We start from the raw sequence: 23968 nt of genomic DNA on the forward strand, positions 1-23968 counted from the left end.
GTTATGAATAAGATATTTGAAGAACACATTAAAAATGCTCAGACTATCGTCATTACGACACATATTTTTCCAGATGCCGATGGCATAGGAAGTCAAATTGCTCTTTGCATGGCCCTTCAAAAGCTTGGCAAGAATGCTATTTGTGTAAATGAAAAAAAATTATTCGACCGGTATAAGTACTTAGACCCATTAGATGTAATCATCTCTTATGATGAGTACCTAGAAAAACCCTTCAAAGAAATTGACCTCTTCATAGTAGCAGACACAAATAGCCTGCCTAGAATTGGAAAAAATACTCAGGAGCTCGTAATGAGCTCAAAAGATCTTCTATTTATTGATCATCATCCTTGCGCTAAAGAGCTTGAGGCCATTCACTGTATAGATACATCTATGGCGGCCACTGGTGAATTAGTAGGGAATCTTATTTTAGGACTTGGTGTTGAGTTTACTAAAGAAATGTCTTTAGCTCTTTACACAGCAATCCTTATTGATACATCTAGCTTTAGATACCCTACCGTATCTGGAAATACTCATAGATTGATCGCTAAACTTATGGATGCTGGAGTAAGGCCTCCTGAAGCATTCAATCAGATCAATGGTACTAAGAAGATTGATTATATGAGACTCATTGGAGAGGTCCTAACTTCCGCGCAGACTAACGAAACTGAGGAAGTTGCCTGGATAACTCTCGACGAAGAAATGATTGAAAAGCATCAATCAGATGCAGAAGATACTCATGGATTTATCAATCACTTATTAATTTTAGATAATATCAAAGTTGCCTGTATGTTCAGAGAAAATGGGACATCGGTGAAATTAAGTATGCGATCAGCTTGTACTAATATTGATGTCGGGATTATGGCCCAGGCCCTTGGTGGTGGTGGACATAACCACTCTGCGGCAACAGTATTAGAAGGAAAAATGGAAGATATTGTAAAATCATCAGTTGTGAAAATACAGAAGATGATTGATATGAGTAAAGACTAGTTCTTACCTAATATTTCGGAGAGGGCGGCCCTTTCTTTTTCATTCCAGCCAAAGCCATTTGAATTAAGTAACCCTTTTAACTTTTCTTGAACATTTGTATCTTTGGGATCATTCTTTTGAACATCTGAGTGAAGTAGAACTTTCTTAGCTTCTTCTCCACCAGAGGACTTTTCAATCTCTTCAGGATTACCTAATCCTTTTACGGCCGTTGCAGTCGAAGGCTTTGTTCTAATCGCAGGCTTTGCAGCTGCTGCTTCTTCAGACATGAATGTACTGACTTGCTTTCCTGCAGTGACTTCAACTTTCTTATCTGGCTTAGCAGTTTTTTGAGCAACTCTCGCCTTTATATCTTCAGCAGAGAGTTTTTCTCTTGGCGGTCTATAAGACTTCTTCACTTTTGAGGGACCATTCTTTTTTGGACCTCTACGTTTAGAGTTTTCATTTGCTGCAGGTAATGTTTCTTTAAATGTTGTAAAGACCTTCATATAGCTATTATAGCTAATTTATATTTAAGTTTCACCGTGGAAACTCTTTCTCACTGACATTTTTGGCACATCAACTAAATAGAGTGTCTAAAAAAATAGGCATTAAACAAAAAGCGATATTAATCTTTTCTTTAGTTTAAGAGTCTAAAATTAAAGGACTTCTACATTAAAGCCGAGCAAAAAGCTCAAGAAATCTAAAGTGCCTCCGATTAGTAATTGACCAAAGTTATCAGAATGTTAATCTTGGTCTTCATAAAAAAAGGTGAGAGAAAAATTCTAAATAAAGACTTTAAGTTGTACGTCCGCTCGAATTGTCCGTAATTTGTTAGTTCTTATTTAGATATCTATTAGAAACGACGTTTCTAAAAAAAATGTGAGAGAATTTATGAGAACAATGGAACTGGCAAAGAGATCAAAGCTCGTATTTATGTCATTACTATTATCAGTGTCTGTTTTTACAACTTCATGTGGAAGCGGTAAAGATGGTGCAAACCTAGAAATCCCTGGAGTTACAGGTCCTGTAGTATCACTACAGCAGGATGATGTTTTAATCACAATGGTATTTGATAATCTTCAATTACAAGGTGGATTAAGATATGCAATTCCAAAATACCCTAATTCGTATATTGAAATGTCTCCAGACCTTCAGTCAAATGGAACATTAATGGCAGTATCAATTTCACTTGATGATATATTTGATGGCAGTCTATCAAACCTTGATCCACAGTCACTTCCAGGCGGTAGAGCATTACCAGGTGTAGCAAGTGGTCGTTTACCAGCAGTTGCATTTAGTATTGAGAAGTTTAACAACATGGGTGTTTATTTAGGACCAGATATCTTTGGAATCTTTATTCCAGTAAAAGGTCTTAACCTTGAGAACTCAATTATCACAGCTAGATTCTACGCAGGTGGAGATAGAGTTGGTAACCTTTCTTTAGTTGGTGAAGATCAAGATGGAGAAAATGGTGGATTCTTATTAATGCTAGATATGAAAAGCTCAGTTAAGAAAAGACTTAAAAAACAAGCAAAGAAATACTAATCAAGTATTAAAATAATTACTTCGAGGGGGAGCATTCGCTCCCCTTTTTTATTTCTTCACACTATGAAAATCTAAAATATTTATCTGCCATTTATAGCTTGTAGTATTGTTATTTAAAATTTCAACGTAAACAGGTTCAGTCTTTCCATCAATATCATTAAGTAACCAAAACCTTTCACCAACAATTGACACAATATTATAGAGACCTTGATGTAGATTGTTTTCAATTAAGTACTTTAAAAAGATCAGTCGCATAGGCTCAGTACGTTGACCTAATCCATCATACTTTCTCATATCAGAAAGAGCTTCTCTAGTTTGATAATCTTTAAGAGGTATCTTTAAAGCTTCAACCATTGTGTCAGAGAAAACAAAATCTCTCTTCATCTTGGCCATGTCAACTCGAGATACTTTTAATCTCTTTGTGTTTAAATCTTGAACAGCTTGTTCAAAAGCAGAAAGCTTAATAACAATTCTCTTAGGAATAACAGGCTTAGGTGCAGGTTTTGGTTTTGCTACGACTACAGGCTTAGCAACAGGTTTTGGCTTAGGCTTTGGCTTTACAATTATAATTGGAGCAGGCTTAGGCTCTGGCTTTGGTTCCGGTTTCTTTTCAACAAATAAAAAGTCCCCTAAACCTTTGTCATCAAACTCTTTTAAAGCACCTGGAAGAAATAGATCACCTTGAACGTAACGAGATTTACTCGCCTCTAATTGCTTAGAGATCAGTGAAAAGATAAGTTCAAGTTCAGGGTAAACTCTCTCTTTGCTTGATAAGATAGAAGAGTATCTCTTTAAACAACTAAGCCCATGCCCACCAGTATTAATAACGTTAGAAGCATTAGATTCATATAGTAGTTCAATTGCTTTTGGTACAGAACTTAGTCCATAAACATCATCCTGCTCTGAACACAGCTTAACTAAAAGGTCTTTATCGTCGTGGCAAATAGCTGCTAGCTCTTGGTGAGATTTTTTAAGGGTAAAGTTCTTAGGAGCAACTCCCTTCTTTACTAGCCTATTATACGTTCTTGTCTTAGCAACACCTCTTGGAGTTAAACTTTTAAAGTTTTGAATCCAGCCTGCTCTCTCGGTACTATTGAGCTTATTTAAGGCCGCAGGGTTCCAATCTTTTAAATACCTAGTTTTGGCCCTTTTCACAAACTTCTTCATTTCAATAGACTTAGGATTACACATCCCTAACGTTTTTTTCCAATCTAGTGAACAAAGTTTTTCGTTACCATCGATCTCATACATTAGTGAGTAGTTTTCTTTCAGACTTTCAAATAGATAACTAATTGTAATTAATCTATAGAGATATCTGATATATTCAATATTTTCATTTAAATAATAATCAGGACAGTTAGATTTTGTAGGAAACTCAACTTCCCACATCTCACTTAAATCAAAAATTTCTTTTTCAATAAGTTTTGGAAGATAGTTTTTAAAATACAAGTCATCTTCAAAAACAATTTCTCCATTAGAGCTATTTAGAGAATACTCTGGAGATATTGGTCCATGATATAAAGGCGTTGGTTGCTCACCAACGAAAGTACTATCATAGTAATCATTTGAGATAGTCTTACTTGCCCAAGCATTTAAAGAAAGAGCAAGTAAGAGTATTGAAGTTATATTCTTTTTTAACATATAGTAATCTATTTCCCTTCACCAATAAGCATTAAACTTAAGTCTGGAACATAAGTAATAATTGCAAGAGCAACAAGCATTAGAATTAAAAATGGAAAAGATGCTCTATACAGTTCAGTGACTGGCTTTTTAAATCTAAAAGATGAAATAAATAAATTAATTCCAACAGGAGGAGTAATATAACCTATTTCAAGATTTGTTAAAAAGATAATTGCAAGATGAACAGGATGGACTCCAAACTCTTGAGCAATTGGAACAATCAAAGGAACTACAACAATAATGGCACTGAAGATATCCATCAGTGAACCAACAATTAATAAGAAGATATTTAAGAATAATAAGAACGAATACTTATTCGTTAAAAACTCTCTCATAAAATCTAATATCTGCATTGGTATTTCTTCATCTACTAAGTAATTTGTTAACCCAAGGGCACAGCATAGAATAAGAAGAATTCCACCAACTAAACTCATACTGTCAGCTGTAACTTTAGGAATATCTTTAACAATATCCAGGTCTTTATAGACGAAACATTCAATAATAAGAATATAGAAAGCAGTAATGGCTGCAGCTTCAGTTGCTGTTGTAAATCCACCATAAATACCAACTAGAACACCGACAGGAAGAATGGCCTCCCAAAAACATCCTTTAAAAGCAGCTACAAATTCAGCAAGCTCAAACTTCTTATTGGAGGCCGATAAAGTACCATTCTTAATTGACCAGGCTGAAAGAATAACAATTAATAATATCCCAGGAATAATCCCTGCAATAAATAATTGATCAATATCAACTTTAGCAACTAACCCATAGAGAATAATTGGCAACGAAGGAGGAAATAACAATCCAAGAGAGCCCGAAGTTGTAATCAGTCCTAAGCTAAACTTCTCGGTGTAACCTTCATTTTTTAATATTGGAAAGAGAAGTCCACCAAGAGCAATAATCGTTACTCCACTTGCTCCAGTAAATGCTGTAAAGAACGCACAAATAACCAGACTCACAATCGCTACCCCACCAGGTAACCATCCAAGAGCCGCTTCAGCAAAGCGAAGAAGCCTTTGGGGAGACTTTGACTCGGCCATAATATAACCAGCAAAAGTAAAGAGAGGAATAGTTAAAAGAGTTGGTGCTGAAGACAATCTATATATCTCAACAGCAACAGCAGACGTTTCAACATCAGTAAAACTAAATGCAGTCAGAGCAGCAAGGGACATGATCACAAAAAGTGGTACCCCTAAAATAGCTAATATTATAATTCCAAGAAATGAGAAAATCTCTAACATGCTCTCCTCCCATTAAATGAACTAATAAATAAGTAAAAGAATCTGTAGGCAATTAAAGCAAAACCAAAAGGAATAATGGCAACTAAATAACCACTCTCAATTCCCCAAAAAACAGGTTTACCATATTTAAGCTCTACTAATAAAAAGTTATAAGAAGCATAAATTAACCAAGTTAAAGTTAAAAAAGATGCCAAAGATATAACTCTTCTTATCCAATTATAGAGAAGATCACTGTGGATAGACTCTAAATACTTCCCAAGAATATCAATTCCGATATGAGTACCTCGCCCTGTAGCAAGTACTCCTCCAAGGAAAGTACTAAGAAAAACCAAATGTCTTACAAAAGGCTCAATCCAATGAAGTGTAAAGTTAAACCATCTTAGAACAATGGCCAAAACACTCAACGTTAACATACCAAGGACACTTACTAGAAGTGTCCATGTAGATAACTTTTCAATTATTTGATCTATGACTCTAAAAAACTTCATTATAAGTTACTCTCCAGCATCTTAAGAGCTTCAGCAGAAAAGAGCTTCCCCTTAAGTTTTCCAACAACTTCGCTTCTAAGCTCTTTTCCTTTCGCTACATCAGCATCAGAGAACTTAAGAAACTCTATCCCTTGTGCTTTCATTGCTGTAAGAGCATCGTTATTGTCTTTGTCGTTACCAGCATTAACTTCTTTAATATATTTCTGAGCAATTTCTTCTACAGTTTTTCTGTACTCAGGCTTAACTTTAGCCCATCCTTTATCAGATAAAAGAAATGCACCTACTGAGAATGATATTGGTAAATCTATGACATACTTAATTTTTGTATTCCACTGTAGAGAAATAATTCCAAGAGGTGGAGCATAAGCGGCCTGAATAATTCCAGTAGACAGTGATGAAAGAACATCTGGTAGCGGTAGCGGAACAGATACAAACTTCATAGTTTCAATCATTGTTGAAACAAGAGTGTCCCCTTCCCATGACCAAATCTTAACTCCCATCATATTTTTTAACGAGTCAGTTTTCTTTTGAGAAACAAAATAAACGTTTCCAATCTCAAAGAACCCTAAGTTTTTAAATTCATTTTCTTCAAATTTCTTATTAAAGAAAGGCTCCATTTTCTCAACGATACCTAGCGCTTTCTTTCTGTCGTGGTAAAAAGTAAATGGAAGCTCTACAACTCTTACGTCTCCATTAATATCTCCAAGAGTTTTCCCTGTGAAAATACCACCATGAAGCTGACCCACTCTGATCTTTCTAAGAACATCTGGTTCATCTCCTTGAGATCCTCCAAAATAAAACTTAATTTTTACTTTCTTATTTGTTTTCTCTTTAATTTCTTTGGCCATCTTCTTTAAGCTATTTGACCAATTTGTTCCTTCCGGAGCAAGAACACCAACTTTAAGAGTTACCCCAAAAGAGTTAGCGCAAAAAAATAAACTAAATGCAAATGCTGTAATAATTTTTTTCATCTCTATCACCTATTTTTAAAATAAATCTTCTTCATATTTCTTAATTATCTCAAATCTCTTCACTGCTAATGATTGATAAAGCCTTAATCTTGGCTCCTCAAAGTCCTTCTCTGTAGGACGTGAAGGCTTACCAAGAAGTTCTTTATAGTGCTTGCGTGTCGCAGTTTCCATAAAGAATTTCTGGGTAGCATAATCATCTTCTTCTAGCATTGGAATAATATAATATTGTATAAATGATACTCTTGCTAACCAGTTATTTGGTTGTTCAGCGATAAGCTTAAGAAATATTTCCTTACCTTTCTCAGGATTACCACCAAGCATTCTTGGACGTGCTGCTTCATATGTTCCATAGAAAATTTGGCATGTACCAAAGTTTATATCTGGCTTGTTTGTACATACCCAATCAAACATCCCTTTCACAACAGGAAGAGATGCTACAAGGGCCATATCTGTTTTTTGAAGATTAATCATTCCTCCAAGAGCTTGAGCTGCAAAGAGCACACCTTCGTAATGAAGCATATTCTTTGAAAGGTGATTATCTAGAACTTCAACTACTCCACCCTCTTTGTTTTGTGACTTAATTAATGTGTCCCAAGAGATACCTTCGCTCTCTAGGAACTTAAGTCCATAAGAGAAGGCCTTAGCATAGTTGTAAATTGCTTGATTCTTATTCTTACTATCCATTATGTCTTGATAGTAATCAGCAAGATAGAGAGTTTCATTCACAGCAAAGGCATAACCCGTATACCCTTTAATCGCTGTCACTAATAATTCCGTATCTTCAGGCTTTAAATGTAGTAGGCCATCTACAAGAGTTAAGTTGGCTAAAGTGCCATCTTTGAAGTTATCCCAGTTTCCCTGGGTCTCTAGTCCCTTCGTTGCCTCATACATTAGGCTTCCTGTAGTTCCGACAGCAACTTTTTGTACGGATCCACAGCTAGTTAGGAGTATAAGTGTAAAAAGTGACAACACTTGGAGTAGAGATTGGTTCTTGGCCATAAAACGTCTTCCTTTTTGACAAAAATTTGAGAAATACCTTTCTAGATTGCCCTAGATTTCAGCTATTTACAACCGACTACGCATGCGGTCAGAACTTCCTATTGCAATGGGTGCTTTTTTTGGCAGAATGTGTTAAAATACTAATAAATGACCTCGAGAAATCGAGTTAAGTTTAAACAGTTTTTGACCGATATGGTTCAAGATATAGCAATTTTAGGCTAAAGGATTTGCCGTTGTTAAAAAACTTGAGAATGGCCGTAGTGCCGACCTAAGATCTTCAATTAAGTCGCTTGACTTCTTATAAGTGGATCTGAGGGTGAACAAAAATCAGACACACTAAACTAAGGAGAAAGTGATGAACACTTCTAACGAAACAATTCACACACAAGACTCAGAGATCGTAATCGATGTTAAGGATCTTACTAAAGCAGTTAAGAAATCTGCAGCGCCAAGCTTAAGCTTAAAGCCGTCTAGATCTTTTAACAGAGTTAAGAGCTTAAGACCGAGAACTGCTGTTGGGATGAAGAGAACAAAGTTAAATATTGAGGAATCTCTGGAAAAGTAGAGTTGAGGTTCTTACCTACTCTCCTTCCCTAGACCTTTCTTATCAAAGCTTCCTTGCAAGCTCTTGATGGCCTTTTCTCTTTCTGAATCTAAACTCTTAATGTTTTTTTCAAAAGACCAAGTTAGAAACCTTTTTCTAGCAAGAAATAAGTTATTCACATAAGTTGTTTGAAGGGCCTTTAGCTCACGGAAACAGAGACTTCTCTCCTCATCACTAAGCTTATTACCCCCACCATCTTTAGATGCACTAGCAACTAATATAAGCGAAGAAAACTCACCATTACAAACCTTTCTCTTATGATCAAAGAAGTTTTCAAGATCTACCTTGAGGTCTTCTAATTCACCTATAAAATCCTCAGGCGCCACAACTTTAATCTTAGAGATTTTAGTATGAATCTCAGTTGTGTAATCGAAAGAAGACTTCTTTGCTTGAGAAAAGACTGCTTGAGAACTTAAGAATATAGTTAATAGAATGACTATCTTTTTCATTTTCCTACTACGTTTTGTAACTGGTCTAAATAGTAATCGATATTCTTACGCTCTGTAAAAGTTAATTGAAAAGAAAATCTCTTAAACTTAGATTTTGAGCCCTTTGAAATAGCAATTGAAGATTTAGGAATAGAAAATATTTTGGAAAGAGACTTTATGAAGCCTTTATTGGCAGCTCCTTCAATTGCCCTTTCTTTTATATAGAGAATAAGCTCACCATTTTCACCAACACTGTGCTTCTCAACTTTAGAACCAGGCTTTGCCCAAATGTCTAATTCAAAATATAGATCTTCACCTATAGTCTTTAGGTTGAAGAATTTAATATTTAAATCATTAAGTTTTTTAGTTATCTTTTCTTCATGGTTAAGATTCAAACAAGTCTCTCCACTCACCATCAACAGAATCTCTATGACCGAGGAATTCTTTAAACTCTCTTAGAAAATCTGTAATTGGAAAACCAACGACATTTGAATATGATCCATTAATTTTAGATATGAAACACAAGCTTTGTCCTTGAATTCCGTAGGCTCCGGCCTTATCTAAAGACTCGCCACTAGCTAAGTAAAGTTCAAGAAGGTCTCTGTCAATTTTCTCAAAAGTAACTTCACTCTCACAAGAAAAGACTCTCTCTCTAGTTGAACCATCCTCATCTAAGCATGAGAAAAAGACTGCTGTAATAACCTTATGCTCTTTACCTTCGAGCTCTAGGAGCATTCTCTTAGCATCTTCCCTTCCACTTGGTTTTCCATAAACCTTATCTCCTAAGGTTACGATCGTGTCTGAAGAGATAATAAATGGTAAATACTCTTTACCAAAATCTTCTCTCTTTGAAAGAATATTAAAAACATCTCGTCCTTTTAAAGCTGCAAGATCTTCAGCAATTTCAAATGAATTTACCTTATCAGTGATCTCTTTAACATCAGAGCTTTTAATTTCAAATGGTATATTCAACCAACCAAGTAGCTCCTTTCTTCTAGGACTACCACTCGCTAAAACTAGTTTCATTTTTTTATTTAATTTCATTGATTATCTTCCAAAATTTCTTTTTAGTTGAATTTAAGACTTCACCATCAGTCTTCATATATGTCTTAAGGTCTTCACCGCGCTTAAACTCTATAAGAGCAAGATTAAAGAATTTTGAAGAATATGTCATGTCTTGATTCTCTCCACCTAAAGACTTTAACTTCTCTCTTAATCTTTGAGACGCAAGAAGGTTTGATGTCTCCATTCTTCTTGAATACTCTTTTAGAAATGAAAATCTTAAACTAAGATCACTTTTAGGGTCACTAAAGGATCCCCATTTTCTATAGCCATATTTCAGCCCTAGAGTATTCTCATCCTCTAACTTATTCATAAACCCACTATACTCTTTTAAAAGTAGCTCTCTAGCTACAAAGATTGTTGGGATTCTCTTAGTAATAAACTCCCCCACTCTAAAGAGATTGCTCTCCTCGTGAGTAGAGATAACTCTTCCTTTTTCGCCAATCTTATACCAAGAGTAATCATTGATTTCGAATACATTTTTATTATCAAATCCTCTGTAATAAAAAAGGGCCTCTCTATCATTACCCTCACCAACAAGCCCCAATTGCTGGAAGCTTCTTCTTTTTAGATATCCCTCATTACCTACCAATGAGATGAATTCAATATTTAAAGACTCTCCAGAAATAGAGCCATTAGGCGTAACTAGAAATGAGAATGTTTTCCTATTAGGAAATAAACTATTATTTTCCTCTATCAATTTATTCAATCGCTTATATTGATTAATTGTTGCCTTACTCTCTTCTAGATAAGAAAGAAGATTATTCTCATCGTACTCAGACTTCTCTGTAGTTGGTAAAGCGTCATAAAACTTCATTGGTAAAAAGAGTCCATCTGTTTCACGTTCATTAGTCTCTACAAACTTCTCTCTCTCTCTACTCAACCATAGAACATTTCCTGAATTGATTCTTGCTTGAATAAAGTTTGTTTCCTTTCCTAAATTAAACTCTTTGAATGTGATAGATGTATAGGGAGATAGTCTGACCATAGTTCCATCAAATAGAAAAACCCAAGCGTAACTATCTTCACCAGTGTGAATTTCATCACCCTCTAAAACCGTGGACCTAAACTGTCCGTTATAATAACCAATACCTCTATAGAAACGACACTTTCCTACACAGTGGAGAACCTTCCCTATTTTTTCACGTTGATTCTTTTCACGAATAGTCTTTTCCCATTGTGGCCATTTATCTCTCAACTTAAGGTCTCGAAGCCAAAGGTCATAGTCTAGATAGTCTACTGGATCTAATTTATCCCACTCCACAAGGTTCTTTTTCACTCCCTGATAGTAATAATTCTCTTTGTACTTTTCGCTCTGGGCCAAGACCAGTGTTGAATTAAATAGGAGAAGTAGAGTTATAAATAAGTTTTTCATGTATAAAGTATCGGAATTTAAGAGCTTTAATAGAATTCTCACCTAAGAAACTCACCTCGCCGGCAATTATTGACTCAAAAGAACGCACAGCAAGAATAAGCTATTAATTTCATAAAGAATTTGATAATCTTTTGGCCTTTAAAACCACTAATTTCTAGTATCAATTTGGAGCAATTTCGTGTCAGAAACAGAAAATTCAAATCAAGAGAGTTTTTCATTCGTTGGTAATGAACATAATATTTTAGCTTTTTGGAAAGAAAACAATATTTTCAAAAAATCTTTAGATAACACTCGTGATAAGAAGCCATATATTTTCTACGATGGTCCTCCATTTGCGACTGGTCTTCCTCACCACGGTCACCTACTAGCATCGACTTTAAAAGACATTGTTCCAAGATATTGGACAATGAAGGGAAGATTTGTAGAGAGACGTTTTGGTTGGGACTGTCACGGTCTTCCAGTAGAGCACGAGATTGACAAAAAATTTGGTATGTCAGCTCAAGACGCTGTTGAGAAATTTGGTGTAAAGAAATATAACGATGAATGCCGAGGAATTGTACAAAGATACACTTCTGAGTGGGAGAAAACAGTTTCAAGAATTGGTCGTTGGGTTGATTTTGAAAATGATTATAAAACAATGGACCCTACTTTCATGGAATCATGTTGGTGGGTATTTAAGCAGCTTTGGGAAAAGAACCTTGTTTATCAAGGAACTAAAGTTGTTCCATTCTCAACAGAGCTTGGAACAGTTCTTTCAAACTTTGAAGCTTCTTCAAACTACCAAGATGTTCAAGATCCAGCTGTAACGGCACTATTTAAAGTTGATGGTGAAGAGAATACTTACTTTGCTGCGTGGACTACTACTCCATGGACACTACCATCAAACCTAGGTCTATGTGTTGGTCCTGAAATTGATTACGTAAAAGTAAAAGATGAAGATAAAGATATTTTCTTCTACTTAGGTAAAGCTAGACTTGAGCACTACTCTAAAAAGAGAAACCTAACAGTTGTAGAAGAGCTAAAAGGAAGTGATTTAAAAGGAAAGACTTACGAACCACTTTTTGACTTCTTCTCTGAACTAAAAGAAGAAGGAGCATTCCAAATTCTAAATGACGGATATGTAACTGTCGATGACGGGACAGGAATTGTTCATACTGCTCCAGCGTTTGGTGAAGATGATAATAGAATCATGAAAGAAGCGGGAATTACTGCAATTGTTTGTCCAGTTGATGATGCTGGTAAGTTCAAAGCTACTGTGGCCCCATATCAAGGCGTTCATGTAAAAGACGCTGATAAGCAAATCATAAAAGACCTTAAAGATAGTGGAAAACTATATGAGCAATCTGTTCTTGTGCATAGTTATCCATTTTGCCCAAGATCAAATACTCCTCTAATTTATAAATCAATTCCTTCTTGGTATATCAAAGTTGAAGAAAATGTAGAGAAGCTTCTAGAGTCTAACTCTCAAATCAACTGGGTACCGGGACATATTAAAGCAGGTCGTTTCGGGAAATGGCTTGAGGGAGCAAGAGACTGGGCCGTATCTAGAAACAGAGTTTGGGGAACACCACTTCCTATCTGGAAAAATGATACGACTGAGAAGTGTATCTGTATTGGTTCAATTGAAGAACTTAAAAAGTATTCAGGTGTTGAACTAGAAGACTTACATAGAGAACACGCTGACGCTGTTACATTCACAGTAGACGGGGAAGAAGGAACTTATAAGAGAATCACTGAAGTATTTGACTGCTGGTTTGAATCAGGTTCAATGCCTTACGCACAACTTCACTACCCTTTTGAGAATAAAGAAGTATTTGAGCAAGGTTATCCTGCAGAGTTCATTGCAGAAGGACTAGATCAAACAAGAGGTTGGTTCTATACACTTACAGTTCTTTCGACTTCACTATTTAATAAGCCAGCATTTAAAAATGTAATTGTTAATGGTTTAGTAATGGCCGAAGACGGTAAGAAGATGTCTAAGAGTTTAAGAAACTTCACTCCACCTGACAGTTTAATGGAAGAGTACGGAGCTGATGCTCTTAGACTTTATCTTATTAACTCTGGTCTTGTTAGAGGTGAAGAGCAGAGATTCTCAGACGCCGGAGTTAAAGACATGGTAAGAAGAGCTCTTCTTCCTTGGTTTAATTCATTTAAATTCTTCCAAACATATGCTGAAGTTGATGGATGGAGTGCTGTAGAGAATTTTAAAGAAGGTGACAACATTGTTGATCAATGGGTTATCTCTAAACTTCAAACGATGAAAAAAGATATCGCAAAAGAAATGGAAGAGTACAAACTCTACAATGTTGTTCCTGCGCTATTTAACTTTATTGAAGATTTAACAAATTGGTACATTAGATTAAACAGAGCACGTTTCTGGGGAGAAGGACTTAACGACGATAAGTGCGCTGCCTACTCTACTCTTCACTACGTACTAACAGAGATCTCAAAGTGTATGGCCCCATTCACGCCATTTCTTGCAGAGTACACATACGCAGAACTTAAGAAGTTTAACTCAAATGAGAAAGCTGAATCTGTTCACCTATGCGAGTACCCTGTAGCTGAAGAAAGTAAAATAAAGCCAAGACTTGAAGATGCAGTTGATAGAATGCAACAGCTTATTCTTCTTGGTAGACAGAAGAGAAATCAAGTTCAAATTAAAGTTAAAACTCCACTGGCGAGCTTAACAATTATTCATAAAGATCAATCATTACTAGATGAGATCTCTAAGCTTGAAACTTATATTCAAACAGAACTAAATATTAAAGAGATTAAGTACTCAACTCATGAAGATGAGTTTATTAAGTTATTTGCAAAACCAAACTTCAAAGTCCTAGGTAAGAAACTAGGAAAGAGAATGGGACAATTTGGAAAACTAATCCAAGGACTAACAGCTGCTGAGCTTGCACTCTTTGAAGAGAAGGGTGAGATCACTCTTAACGATGAAACTTTCATTACTGAAGACATCGACATCTTTAGAGAAGCAAAAGAAGGAACTCAAGCTCTTTCAAATAGATATATCTCTATTGATATGGATGTAGTTCTCACTGACGAGCTTCTAGAAGAAGGTCTTGCTAGAGAAGTTGTTAATAGAATTCAACGTCATAGAAAGGAAAGTGGACTAAATATTGATGATAGAATCACTATTGAGTTCAGTGGAGATGAGAAAATTGTTTCGGCAGTAAGTAAGCACAATGAGTATATCTCAGGTGAAACACTGGCCAACTCAATTACACAAAATGACTCAAATTCTGGTACTGAGTTCAAAATTGAAGACCTAAACCTAAAGCTGTCCATTATTAGAGCCTAAATAAAAAATCAGGAGAAATATTTATTTCTCCTGATTTTATATACTTGACCATTTTTTTCTAAATTTAAGCTAAAATTGAGTGAAAACCTGCCGAATAGATATAAACTATTGTCTATATAAGGAAAAAACCTTTCTGGAGAGAACTATGGCATGCTCACAACCGTTTAAGGGACAGATTAAACTTGTCTCAGGAAATCAAAGAAAGACTCTACTCAAATTTGATATTCCAGAAAAAGAACTATCCTTCACTGATACTCTTATGTGCTCCCACTCCCAGCTAAAGCTAACAAAAGAAGAAAAAAGAGAATTAAGCCTAGACCATAGAAAAATCATTCAACAATACCTCTCACTAGATCCAAAAACATTATTAGAATACGTAGAAGAATTCGTAAACGCTCTTCCAGAATCCTCTAAAAACATTAAAGTACATACACAAGACTTTGGAAGCTACATCTGCCTTGCGGCCATCTCTATGGGAAGAATTCCAAAAGAGTTACAAATCTCTTTTGATCTAGTAGATACTCCTACAGAGCTTATTCCAAAGAAGTTAAGTAAGCATGGACAGAAGAATATTTCTGTTAACTTTATCTACAGTGAAGACTCTTGGGTAACACCATTTAAATCACTTTATAAAACTGCTGCTTAGTTTCACTCGAATCTTTGACAAAACTATTTATTAAATCGACAATTGATTGATGAAGACAATCATTGCCGTACTATTTATTCTTTTCACTTCACATGCGACAGTTGCTCAGTATTCTTTTTATACGATTAAAAAATCCGATATAAAGATGAGCAACGAAAGCTTTAGAAGGTACGCTAAACCTCAAATGAGAAGTATAATAAATGAATTCTTTCATATATTAAAAAAAGTTTCTCCTGAGTCTGAACCCGTTATCAACATTAGAAGAAACCTTCGACAGCTCTACCTTGAATCAGTGGAGCTAACTAAGTTCTGCGATCAAAGGGATATTGCTCTTAACGATAAATGCGCTACACAGATCAAGGACTTCTCAAGAAAGCTAAAGCTATTTGAATCAATGCTCTATAAGAATATTAGTAACTATAAACTCATAGATGATAGAATTGATGACTCTATAGCATTCAATGTTCTTCTTCAGGAACTTGTTCTATCCAACTCAAAAGTAAACCACCACTTCGATGAATTTAAAATGTTGAGAGGAACAGACTTTCAAAGATATTCAAAAGCACCAATCCATATAGAAAGGATTATTCATGACTCTCTCAAAGTTGTTGACCTAAAGTTAAATATTCTAGTTCTTCATGAATATAGAGTGGAGTTTGATAATGTATGGACTTCATTCATAAGAGTTCTTGAACAAAGAATTCTCTTACCAAATGATAAGGACTATCTATTAAATAATTTAGAGAGATTGAATATTGATTGGAACAGCTTCCACAAGAATATGACCAAAGGAAATTATGACATTCCTTTAAGTAAAGTCAAAGTCACAAATATTATGCACAATAGATGGAATCAAATTTTAAAATTAATACTCAGAAGATAAAAAAAAGACCCTCTAAAAGAGGGCCTTATATTTCAACTAGATTTTAGATGTTCTTCTCATCTTGCTTGCAGATTTGTTTCTACGTTTCTCTGCAGCCTCAAGCTTCTCGATTCTACGGATAGAAGGCTTCTTGAACTCTTTTCTCTTTCTGTACTCACGTACAACACCAAAAGCTTCACAAAGTCTTTTAAACTTTCTTAAAGAACGTTCTGCTCCAAGCTTGTCATCAATTGAAATGAAAATTGAATAATTCTTGTCTTTTGCCATTTGAAATCACCTCCCCTTCGGCTTGATATTACCTTCTACTGAAGGCCTTGGACCCAAATCAGGGTCTAGCTTTTATAAGTAGCATAAGTTAGGATGCAACCCATATAAAGTCAATAGTATTCCATAGTTGGGTATAAAAATGGATGAAATTAATAACCAAAATTCTCAATCAGACCTATTTTCAGATACTTCTGAAAAGAATGCAAGCGGCAACGCAGAGAGTAATAACTCCCCTCTTCCCTTTAGAGCGAGACCTTCTGATTTTGAGAACTACTTTGGACAAGAACATATATTTACACGCTATAAATTTCTAAAAGAGGTTAATTTCCCAAGCTTAATCCTCTGGGGACCCCCGGGAACTGGGAAAACGACTCTCGCCAATATATTGGCCGTAAATAGTGGATATGAACTCTACAACTTCAATGCAGTACTTGGAGGGGTTAACGAGCTAAAGAAACTCATCTCTAGTGCCATGCAGATGAAGAGTGACTTTGGAAAAGAGGCCATAATATTTGTTGATGAAATTCATAGATTCAACAAGGCCCAACAAGACGCACTACTTCCCTATGTAGAACAAGGAAGCTTTAAATTCATTGGTGCAACGACTGAAAACCCTAGAAGCTCTGTTAATAAGGCACTACTTTCTAGAGTACAGATAATTGAACTAAAGAAACTCAGTGAGGAGAACCTCACCTCAATTATTGAAAATGTATCAAAGAAATTTAATATTAAAATTGCTACCGACGCTATTCACTTTATTGGAGATTACTCTAATGGAGATGCTAGAAATGCATTAAATATACTAGATGTTATAGAGAAGAGCTCAATTAACTCAGGACAAGAATTATCACTCAAAGAAATTAAACCTCTTGTTCTTGAAAACGCTAGAGAGTACGACAGAAATAAAGATCGTCACTATGACGTTATCTCGGCCTTCATAAAAAGTATGAGAGGAAGTGATCCGAGTGCAGCAATCCTTTGGCTTGCAGTCATGCTAGATGGTGGAGAAGACCCAGTCTTTATAGCCAGACGTCTAGTTATCTTTGCATCAGAAGATGTTGGAAATGCAGATCCCACAGCGTTAAGTGTAGCAATTAACTGTCTACATGCAGTCGCTCAAATAGGAATGCCTGAAGCAAGAATAAACCTAGCGCAGGCCACGACTTATCTAGCCTCAACAGTGAAAAGTAATGCTGCTTATAATGCTATAAATGAAGCCCTAAGCTACGTCGAAAATAACCAGACCATACCTGTTCCAGATCACTTAAAAAATTATCCACCAAAGGGAACAAAGGAATATAAGTACCCACACAACTATCCTCATCACTTCGTTGATCAGGACTACACACCGAGTGGGACACCAAAGTTCTATCAACCGACAGAAATTGGTGTTGAAAAGAATATTAAGGATAGAATATCTAAACTATGGAAAGTTTAGAGGTTATTTATCTGTAAAATTTACTTACGGCCCTAAGCTTAGGTCAAATCACCTAATTCTTTGTTATAAGACTTTTAATAAAAAAAGGGGCCAGCCATGAATAAAGTACTATTTATATTAATAACAACAGCACTTTCTTTAAATTCTTTCTCTAAAGACTATAAAGGCTCAAAGGCCAGTGAAGTTTGGGAAGAAGTAACTTCTACTCCTTACTTAAGTCTACCTACAAAGAAAATCTCATATCTAAGTTTATTTAAAGGCCTTAAAAGTAAAATTAAGCTGGCAGCAAATAGAACCCTAAGTAATAAGTCAGACCTACTTCCTTATTTTGATAAGCTCGCTCACCCAAATGGGGTCTGTTTAAAAGGTACATGGAATATCACAGAAGAAAACCCTTATACAGGTCTATATAAGAAAGGCACAAAGGCCATTATAATTACAAGGTCCTCAGTTGCACTATCTAAAACAACTGTAGGAAAAAATAGGGGGTTTGGAATGGCCGGAAAAATCTTTCCAACTCTAGATGAAGAACAAACAGTAAAAACTGCAAACTTCTTTCTTGTTGATGACTTAGGAGGAACGAAAGCTCCTCACTACACAGGAGTTGAAATGACTAATGAGCCAGTTGTTTCAAAAAATTTAACTGTTATTAGAAATCTAGCCTACTCACTAAAGCTTGCACTTACATTTGGTAAAGCAGATTCAAACCCAGGAATAAGACAACTATATCAAATCTCAGAAACCAATACGTTAAAAGATGCTATTACTCCAAAATGGATGATGGTTAAGGCGAGATCGGGACAAAATATTAATGAAAATGATTTCAGGGATGAGCTCAATATAGATAACAGAGCGAGCAACCTCTTTTTTGATATCTATGTGACAAGCAAAGAAGTAAGAGAAAAGAAACAATGGCAGAAACTTGGTTACATAGAATTTTCAGAAAGCATTGCCTCAGACTCATGTGACCATAGACTCCACTTTAATCACCCTAAGTGGAAGACAAACTTAAAACATAAGTAACATAATAAATGGAGCCTAATCAAAGAGCTCCTATTTTTATTTAATAATGAGGGGGCTTTTCCTCAGATGAATTAGCATTTGAAGATCCAGAGCCTGCCATTTCTGAAAGTCCTTTAATCTCTTTAACTAAAAATCTTATTGTTGTCTGCTGATCAGCGACAATCTTATTTAACTCATTAACAAGTTCATCTTGATAAGAGTACTTCTCTTCTAGTGCTACTAATCTCTGCTCTAATTCGTTCATTGTATTCCTTTAAGTTAATTATTATTTTAAAGTCTCCACTTAGCGCTCGAAGATAAAACTCTAAGTACTAAATTCTCACCAGAGTGCTCCCTAAGGTCAGCTGATCCTAATTTAGAAATGAGCTCATCTAGCTTTAGAGTATTGTAAGGTAAATCTAAAAGTAGTGAATCAATTATATCAACAGCAACTTTAAACTCATAAGCACTAGGAGCTTCAGAAAGTGATGCCACTCTATAGCTTGAAACGATTATACCTAAGTCTTTAATCAACTTATCCATTAAATGCTTAGAGTTTCTATGATCTAAAGAAATCTCATTATCTTTTGACCAACTAGAGATCTCATATAGACCTGGTTCATATGAGAAAAACTTCTCAACTTTATCAAAGTCATACCCCCAGCTTACTCTCTTAACTTTAACACCAAAACAAACGACACTTTTAGCTTCAGCATTCATAGAAGAAACAGTAACCTCATGAAGTGCCGTCACTTCACTCACTTCATCATTTGCCTTGCAATCAAAATCACAAGTAAAGCGGTACTTCTTTGGATAGTTAGAAGATGAATCAAAGTCTATATACTTCTTACTTGAGGGGCGAGCAATACACTCTCCCTCAGATAAATTTGATGAAGCAACACAAGACAGAGAAAAAAGAAAAGTAATTAAAAGCTTATTCATTACTTAATTAAATCCTCAAAAGTTTCAATTTGTTTTTCAACAATTTTTAAACTATCAAACCAGAATTCACTCTTAGAAATATCTTTTCCTAAGTGCTTCATCACAAGGTCTTCAGCTTTCATTCTTCCCGTATCTCTTAAAAGATTAATATAGGCTTCATTAAAGTTCTCTCCAAGAGTATCTCTTTGAGCTAGAACACCTAAGCTAAATAAATATCCAAAAAGGTATGGGTAATTATAAAAACCAAGCTCAGCAATTGAGAAGTGTAACTTCGTTGCCCAGAACATTTCATCATATTCACTTAAAGAATCTTCATACCAATTCTTCCAAGCTCCACTCATAAGAGTTTTCATTTCACTTGGAGTTAATGTTTGAGTTTTTCTTTTTTCTACTAATTCTTTTTCAAATTCAAATCTTGCTGGAATATTACAAAGCATAGCAGCTGCACTTTCAGCATTTTGCCATGAGATTTCTAACTTCTCTTCTTTAGTTTCAAGCGTATCAAATAGGTACTCTCTAACAAGAGTTTCAGCAAAGATAGAAGCTGTTTCAGCTAGAGTCATTGAGTAAGCAGTTTCTTCAATTGGAAGATCTCTCATCACCCAACTATGGTAAGCATGACCAATTTCATGTGCTAGAGTTATTAGATCCCCCATAGAGCCTGAATAAGTAATGAAAACACGAGGCTCTCTTACATTTGCAAACCCTGTACAATATGCCCCAGGCTTTCTAAACTCAGTTGGTTTTGCATCAATCCAGTTCTTTTCATACATCATGCGAGCAAATGCTCCCATCTCTGGACTTAATCTATTAAATGCTTTTTCAATTGTATCTATTGCCTCAGCAAAGAGAATTACTTTTCCTTCTTTACTTGGAGCAGGTGCTAATAAGTCCCAAGGACCTAACTTCTCTTTTCCAAATACCTTGGCCATAGACTTAACAGCTCTTTGACCTACGCTTCTATTTTCATATGTTGATGAAATTAATGCGTCTAGTGTCTCTCTTTTAATTCTTGACTGAGAACATGAGATATCAAGGTAGTGAAGTTCTTTATTTTCAGATCTCACACTGGCCTCTTCAAGTCTCCAACCATTTAGAGAATTTAAAATAGCAGCGATACTCTCTTCATGAGTTTCCCATGCTTTTTGAACTCCTCTCCAAGCGGCCTCTCTTAACTTAGCATCTCCGCCTCTAGTCATTGATGCAGCAGAAGCGTAATTTACTTTCTTTCCATCAACATCACATACAAGGCTTCCTGAGATATCGTTATATAGTTTTCCCCAGGCCTTAAGACCATCAGTAGATAAACCATTAATTAAAGACTCTCTCTTAGAATCAAGTGTATGTTCTTTAAAATCTCTCATTAAGCTAATTTGAAATCTCTTAGGCTCTAGCTCTTCTGTAAAAAATGTTTCTAAAGTCTCATCATCTAAAATCGTGAGATAAACTGATAATGGAGAATACACCTTTGACATCGTTGCTTGAGTCTTTGACAGGTTTGATCTAAGAGTCTTAGCAGTTGTATTTGAAGAATCAACACTTAAAAGTGAACTTACATATGTAGAAATAGTTCTAACAATTATTGAGATTTTAGAACTTACTTTAGACATCTCCTGAGCTACAGAGACAAGGTCACCTCTATTAGCAAGAGAGTTATCTTGATTTTCTAGTCCTTCAGAAATTTTTGAAGCATTCTCAGATTGAGACGATATCAATTCATCAGCGATTGCTAGATCTTTTAAAATTTTTGGATCATCTATTGAACTGTAGATATTTGAATTATCCCATACAGTTGTATCACTTACCATTTCCATAGCTATTTCCTTTAATAGTCTCTGAGAGACATTAGATTTAAGTCAATTGTTGTTTGGTGCCCTGGAGAGATAGTAAAATCAACATCTCTTTCAATATGAAATATTGTTGGGCCATTAATTTCGATATTTAAAATATGCTTCTTTAGTTTACTCTTTGGTAATTTACCTGCGTAGTAAAACTCATAGATCCTAGACGTAGGAGTTTCCTTCACGCTATCTAAGAAGAACTTATTGCTAATATATTTTAAAGCGTTGAAAGAGTCTGACTGAAAGTTGAATTTAAATTCATTTTCTCTTGAAGAATAACTTAGCGAACTCTTTGTAACTTCTAGCTTTAACTTAACTACAAAGCTTCTAATTTTCTCTTCAACTTTTGGTAGCTTCTTATCTAGGAAGTGATTTAGGTAAAACTTAAGGGCTGGATGATCACAATCAGAGAGAACCCTACATTCACTTGGCACCTTAACAATTCCAGGAACAAAAAGAACTGCTATGTGAGCAGCGTTAACAGGAACTACTGTAGCGTTTTTAAAAAACTTAGTCTCATCGGCCGAAATCTTATCGCCAGGAAAGTATTTCTTATGATTCTTTAGATAGTGAAAGTTCATACTCGCAGAAGTGACGGGAACGGTAGTGTCATCTTGTAGTTTTGCAGCTGAACTTGATAGAGGTGGCAACTTGTGAACAACCCCTACTATATTTAGTATATTTAGAGAGTGTAGGAATTTTACAAATTCAGTGTCCTCTCCAAGTAATATTCTTTTTATTTTAGAAATCATTGCACTTGGAAAGTACATATCTTCTAACTCTTTCACTCCAAGTTGCATCAATTGTCTTAACCTTTGAGAGAGTAGTCCAAGAGTTATAATTTCTGTACCACCATAAGGTGTTGCAGCAGAGGCAAATGTTTTCATGTGCTTCTTTATAAATTTAAAATCTGTAAACCCTTCGTCACCCTTAAAACTATGGTAGAGCCAATTCATAGTCACAAGTCCACCCTGAGAGTGAGCGAGAATTGAGAATTTATCATTCTTCCCTAAAGGCTTGTCTTTAAAGTACTCTTTAAAAAAGATTGAAAAGCTCTTTGCAAAGTCTACAGTAGTCAGTTCATCATTACCTGTTTGGTAATCAAAGCTCTCTAAATAAAAACTTGTGTTAGGTGAAGAATCATTCAACAGTCGACTAAGAACAACCTCTGAAGCTCCAAATCCTTGTTGGCTATCACCAATTCCATGAATTAAGAAAATATGGTGGCCAGAGGCAAACACTGACTGAAAATTAGCGAGGATAAATAGACTTATTATTACTTTATAGACATATCTCATAGAAGAAAAAACTATCAAATAGCGCTACATATTGGCAATCACTAGTGAAAAGTGTTCACCCATCACCCCACGGCCATAGGTCTCTCTTTGTTTCTCTAGTATACTCTATTAAAGCTTTTTTAGACTCGAGCTCATGTCTCTTTTCCATAACTAGCTTTTCTATCTCTTTGAAGAAGCTATCTCTAAATTTCTTTGTATTATATTTAGATTTCTTAGATATCGCTGTATACATTCCCGTCTCAGCGATTGATTGCTCTTGGATTGTAAATTGCCCCTCTAAGCTTAATTTTGCAATTATTGCTTGGACGGCATTATGCCCGGCGATTAAGTAATCTGCACGTCCCTTTAGTAGGAATTCAAGGCAACTTCTAGTTTTAGAAAACCTTTTCAAGAGCTTATGCTTCTTATCTGCCTGATCAAACTCGTGACCGAAGCTATCATTTGCAATCGCAATCCCTTCATACTTCTTTAGGTCTTCAAATTTTTCAAATTTAATGACCCTTCCCTTCTTAGTTAAAATTATAGTTCTATCTATTAGAAAGGGTTTATCTGGGTAAACAAACCACTTCTCTCGCTCAGGGGTTTTGTATGGAGGAAGTAAGATATCAATTCTCCCATGCTTCACCTCAACTTGTGCCCTTCCCCATGTACCTACAGGTGTAAATACTGGTTTATACCCTAAGTTACTTAAGGCCATTTTTGTTAACTCAACCGCAGCTCCCTTTAGGGTTCCTCCACTCTCCCAAGTAATTGGAGGGTAGTCAGGATGTGCAGAGACCTTAACTTCGTTACAAAAAGAAGGGATAGATATTAGATAAGTAGCTAAAATAAAAAGTAACTTCATTTCACTATTCTAATCTAGAAATATAAATTAAAGGAGAGGCTCAGTGATCTTGATCTAAAATTAAGATAAGACCACTAAATTAGTTGATTAGTAAGAGAGTTCTACGCCCATGGCCATATGGTCAGAAGACTTTAACTC

At 35.5% G+C, this 23968-nt stretch carries 24 protein-coding genes; 8 read left to right on the plus strand and 16 right to left on the minus strand.

Translation table 11 applies throughout. The annotated features are described in order from the left end of the window. Window positions 1–3 precede the first annotated feature (3 nt). The gene (locus ABX784_RS03005; RefSeq protein ID WP_372652385.1) at window positions 4–987 is read left to right on the plus strand and encodes a bifunctional oligoribonuclease/PAP phosphatase NrnA; all 984 of its coding nucleotides are present in this window, start codon (window positions 4–6) and stop codon (window positions 985–987) included. Here ABX784_RS03005 and ABX784_RS03010 read toward each other — a convergent pair. Beyond that, entirely contained in the window at window positions 984–1472 is a 489-nt protein-coding gene (locus tag ABX784_RS03010; RefSeq protein ID WP_372652388.1) for a hypothetical protein, read from the minus strand. The two genes, ABX784_RS03005 and ABX784_RS03010, sit on opposite strands and share 4 nt — an antisense overlap. 385 nt (window positions 1473–1857) lie before the next feature. On the opposite strand from ABX784_RS03010, the gene ABX784_RS03015 reads away from it, so the two are divergent. Beyond that, on the plus strand, window positions 1858–2511 hold the full coding sequence (locus ABX784_RS03015; protein ID WP_372652392.1) for a hypothetical protein: 654 nt from the start codon (window positions 1858–1860) through the stop codon (window positions 2509–2511). A 48-nt stretch (window positions 2512–2559) separates the two neighbouring features. Here the strand turns inward: ABX784_RS03015 and ABX784_RS03020 are convergent, their stop codons facing one another. The 5 genes from ABX784_RS03020 to ABX784_RS03040 are packed head-to-tail and all read right to left on the minus strand — an operon-like array spanning window position 2560 to window position 7890. Next, window positions 2560–4152: a hypothetical protein gene (locus tag ABX784_RS03020; RefSeq protein ID WP_372652394.1), complete on the minus strand. Its 1593-nt coding sequence runs from the start codon at window positions 4150–4152 to the stop codon at window positions 2560–2562. A gap of 8 nt (window positions 4153–4160) precedes the next feature. Then, window positions 4161–5432, minus strand: coding sequence for a TRAP transporter large permease (locus tag ABX784_RS03025; RefSeq protein ID WP_372652396.1), 1272 nt, complete (start codon window positions 5430–5432; stop codon window positions 4161–4163). Next, complete coding sequence (locus ABX784_RS03030; protein ID WP_372652398.1) at window positions 5426–5920, minus strand: TRAP transporter small permease; 495 nt, start codon at window positions 5918–5920, stop codon at window positions 5426–5428. The genes ABX784_RS03025 and ABX784_RS03030 overlap by 7 nt, the downstream gene beginning before the upstream one ends. After that, window positions 5920–6891, minus strand: coding sequence for a TRAP transporter substrate-binding protein DctP (gene dctP / locus ABX784_RS03035; RefSeq protein WP_372652400.1), 972 nt, complete (start codon window positions 6889–6891; stop codon window positions 5920–5922). Before dctP ends, ABX784_RS03030 begins: the two co-directional genes overlap by 1 nt. 15 nt (window positions 6892–6906) lie before the next feature. Continuing rightward, window positions 6907–7890: a TRAP transporter TatT component family protein gene (locus ABX784_RS03040; protein ID WP_372652402.1), complete on the minus strand. Its 984-nt coding sequence runs from the start codon at window positions 7888–7890 to the stop codon at window positions 6907–6909. A 355-nt stretch (window positions 7891–8245) separates the two neighbouring features. Here ABX784_RS03040 and ABX784_RS03045 point away from each other — a divergent pair, with 355 nt between their 5' ends. Next, complete coding sequence (locus ABX784_RS03045; RefSeq protein WP_372652404.1) at window positions 8246–8455, plus strand: hypothetical protein; 210 nt, start codon at window positions 8246–8248, stop codon at window positions 8453–8455. Between the two features lie 11 nt (window positions 8456–8466). Here ABX784_RS03045 and ABX784_RS03050 read toward each other — a convergent pair whose 3' ends face one another. From ABX784_RS03050 to ABX784_RS03065, 4 genes are read right to left on the minus strand one after another with little or no spacing between them, the layout of a single operon-like run. Then, window positions 8467–8943, minus strand: coding sequence for a hypothetical protein (locus ABX784_RS03050; protein WP_372652407.1), 477 nt, complete (start codon window positions 8941–8943; stop codon window positions 8467–8469). Beyond that, a complete protein-coding gene (locus tag ABX784_RS03055; RefSeq protein ID WP_372652409.1) occupies window positions 8940–9317 on the minus strand; it encodes a DUF167 domain-containing protein in 378 nt (125 codons plus the stop codon). Before ABX784_RS03055 ends, ABX784_RS03050 begins: the two co-directional genes overlap by 4 nt. Next, complete coding sequence (locus ABX784_RS03060; protein ID WP_372652411.1) at window positions 9307–9966, minus strand: nucleoside triphosphate pyrophosphatase; 660 nt, start codon at window positions 9964–9966, stop codon at window positions 9307–9309. The genes ABX784_RS03055 and ABX784_RS03060 overlap by 11 nt, the downstream gene beginning before the upstream one ends. Further along, entirely contained in the window at window positions 9953–11359 is a 1407-nt protein-coding gene (locus ABX784_RS03065; RefSeq protein ID WP_372652413.1) for a hypothetical protein, read from the minus strand. The genes ABX784_RS03060 and ABX784_RS03065 overlap by 14 nt, the downstream gene beginning before the upstream one ends. 178 nt (window positions 11360–11537) lie before the next feature. Between ABX784_RS03065 and ileS the strand changes: the two genes are divergently transcribed. The 3 genes from ileS (at window position 11538) to ABX784_RS03080 (ending at window position 16198) form a co-directional block, all read left to right on the plus strand. After that, window positions 11538–14669 (plus strand): isoleucine--tRNA ligase, encoded by a 3132-nt coding sequence (gene ileS, locus ABX784_RS03070; RefSeq protein WP_372652415.1) that lies wholly within the window; start codon window positions 11538–11540, stop codon window positions 14667–14669. 145 nt (window positions 14670–14814) lie between these two features. Continuing rightward, window positions 14815–15315 (plus strand): hypothetical protein, encoded by a 501-nt coding sequence (locus tag ABX784_RS03075; protein ID WP_372652417.1) that lies wholly within the window; start codon window positions 14815–14817, stop codon window positions 15313–15315. A gap of 49 nt (window positions 15316–15364) precedes the next feature. Then, window positions 15365–16198: a hypothetical protein gene (locus ABX784_RS03080; protein WP_372652420.1), complete on the plus strand. Its 834-nt coding sequence runs from the start codon at window positions 15365–15367 to the stop codon at window positions 16196–16198. A gap of 36 nt (window positions 16199–16234) precedes the next feature. Here ABX784_RS03080 and rpsU read toward each other — a convergent pair whose 3' ends face one another. Beyond that, window positions 16235–16465 (minus strand): 30S ribosomal protein S21, encoded by a 231-nt coding sequence (gene rpsU, locus ABX784_RS03085; RefSeq protein WP_372652422.1) that lies wholly within the window; start codon window positions 16463–16465, stop codon window positions 16235–16237. Window positions 16466–16604: 139 nt separating this feature from the next. On the opposite strand from rpsU, the gene ABX784_RS03090 reads away from it, so the two are divergent. Together ABX784_RS03090 and ABX784_RS03095 are read left to right on the plus strand one after the other, a co-directional pair. After that, complete coding sequence (locus ABX784_RS03090) at window positions 16605–17903, plus strand: replication-associated recombination protein A (protein WP_372652424.1); 1299 nt, start codon at window positions 16605–16607, stop codon at window positions 17901–17903. A 96-nt stretch (window positions 17904–17999) separates the two neighbouring features. Beyond that, window positions 18000–18926: a hypothetical protein gene (locus ABX784_RS03095; protein WP_372652427.1), complete on the plus strand. Its 927-nt coding sequence runs from the start codon at window positions 18000–18002 to the stop codon at window positions 18924–18926. Window positions 18927–18966: 40 nt separating this feature from the next. Here ABX784_RS03095 and ABX784_RS03100 read toward each other — a convergent pair whose 3' ends face one another. From ABX784_RS03100 to ABX784_RS03120, 5 genes are read right to left on the minus strand one after another with little or no spacing between them, the layout of a single operon-like run. Then, window positions 18967–19170 (minus strand): SlyX family protein, encoded by a 204-nt coding sequence (locus tag ABX784_RS03100; protein WP_372652430.1) that lies wholly within the window; start codon window positions 19168–19170, stop codon window positions 18967–18969. A 26-nt stretch (window positions 19171–19196) separates the two neighbouring features. Next, complete coding sequence (locus tag ABX784_RS03105) at window positions 19197–19847, minus strand: hypothetical protein (protein ID WP_372652432.1); 651 nt, start codon at window positions 19845–19847, stop codon at window positions 19197–19199. Next, entirely contained in the window at window positions 19847–21661 is a 1815-nt protein-coding gene (locus ABX784_RS03110; RefSeq protein WP_372652436.1) for a M3 family oligoendopeptidase, read from the minus strand. The genes ABX784_RS03105 and ABX784_RS03110 overlap by 1 nt, the downstream gene beginning before the upstream one ends. Before the next feature lie 11 nt (window positions 21662–21672). After that, on the minus strand, window positions 21673–22986 hold the full coding sequence (locus ABX784_RS03115) for a hypothetical protein (RefSeq protein WP_372652439.1): 1314 nt from the start codon (window positions 22984–22986) through the stop codon (window positions 21673–21675). Window positions 22987–23041: 55 nt separating this feature from the next. After that, entirely contained in the window at window positions 23042–23830 is a 789-nt protein-coding gene (locus tag ABX784_RS03120; protein ID WP_372652442.1) for a substrate-binding periplasmic protein, read from the minus strand. Window positions 23831–23968 lie beyond the last annotated feature (138 nt).

The organism is Halobacteriovorax sp. (assembly GCF_041587335.1).
Lineage (GTDB): Bacteria > Bdellovibrionota > Bacteriovoracia > Bacteriovoracales > Bacteriovoracaceae > Halobacteriovorax.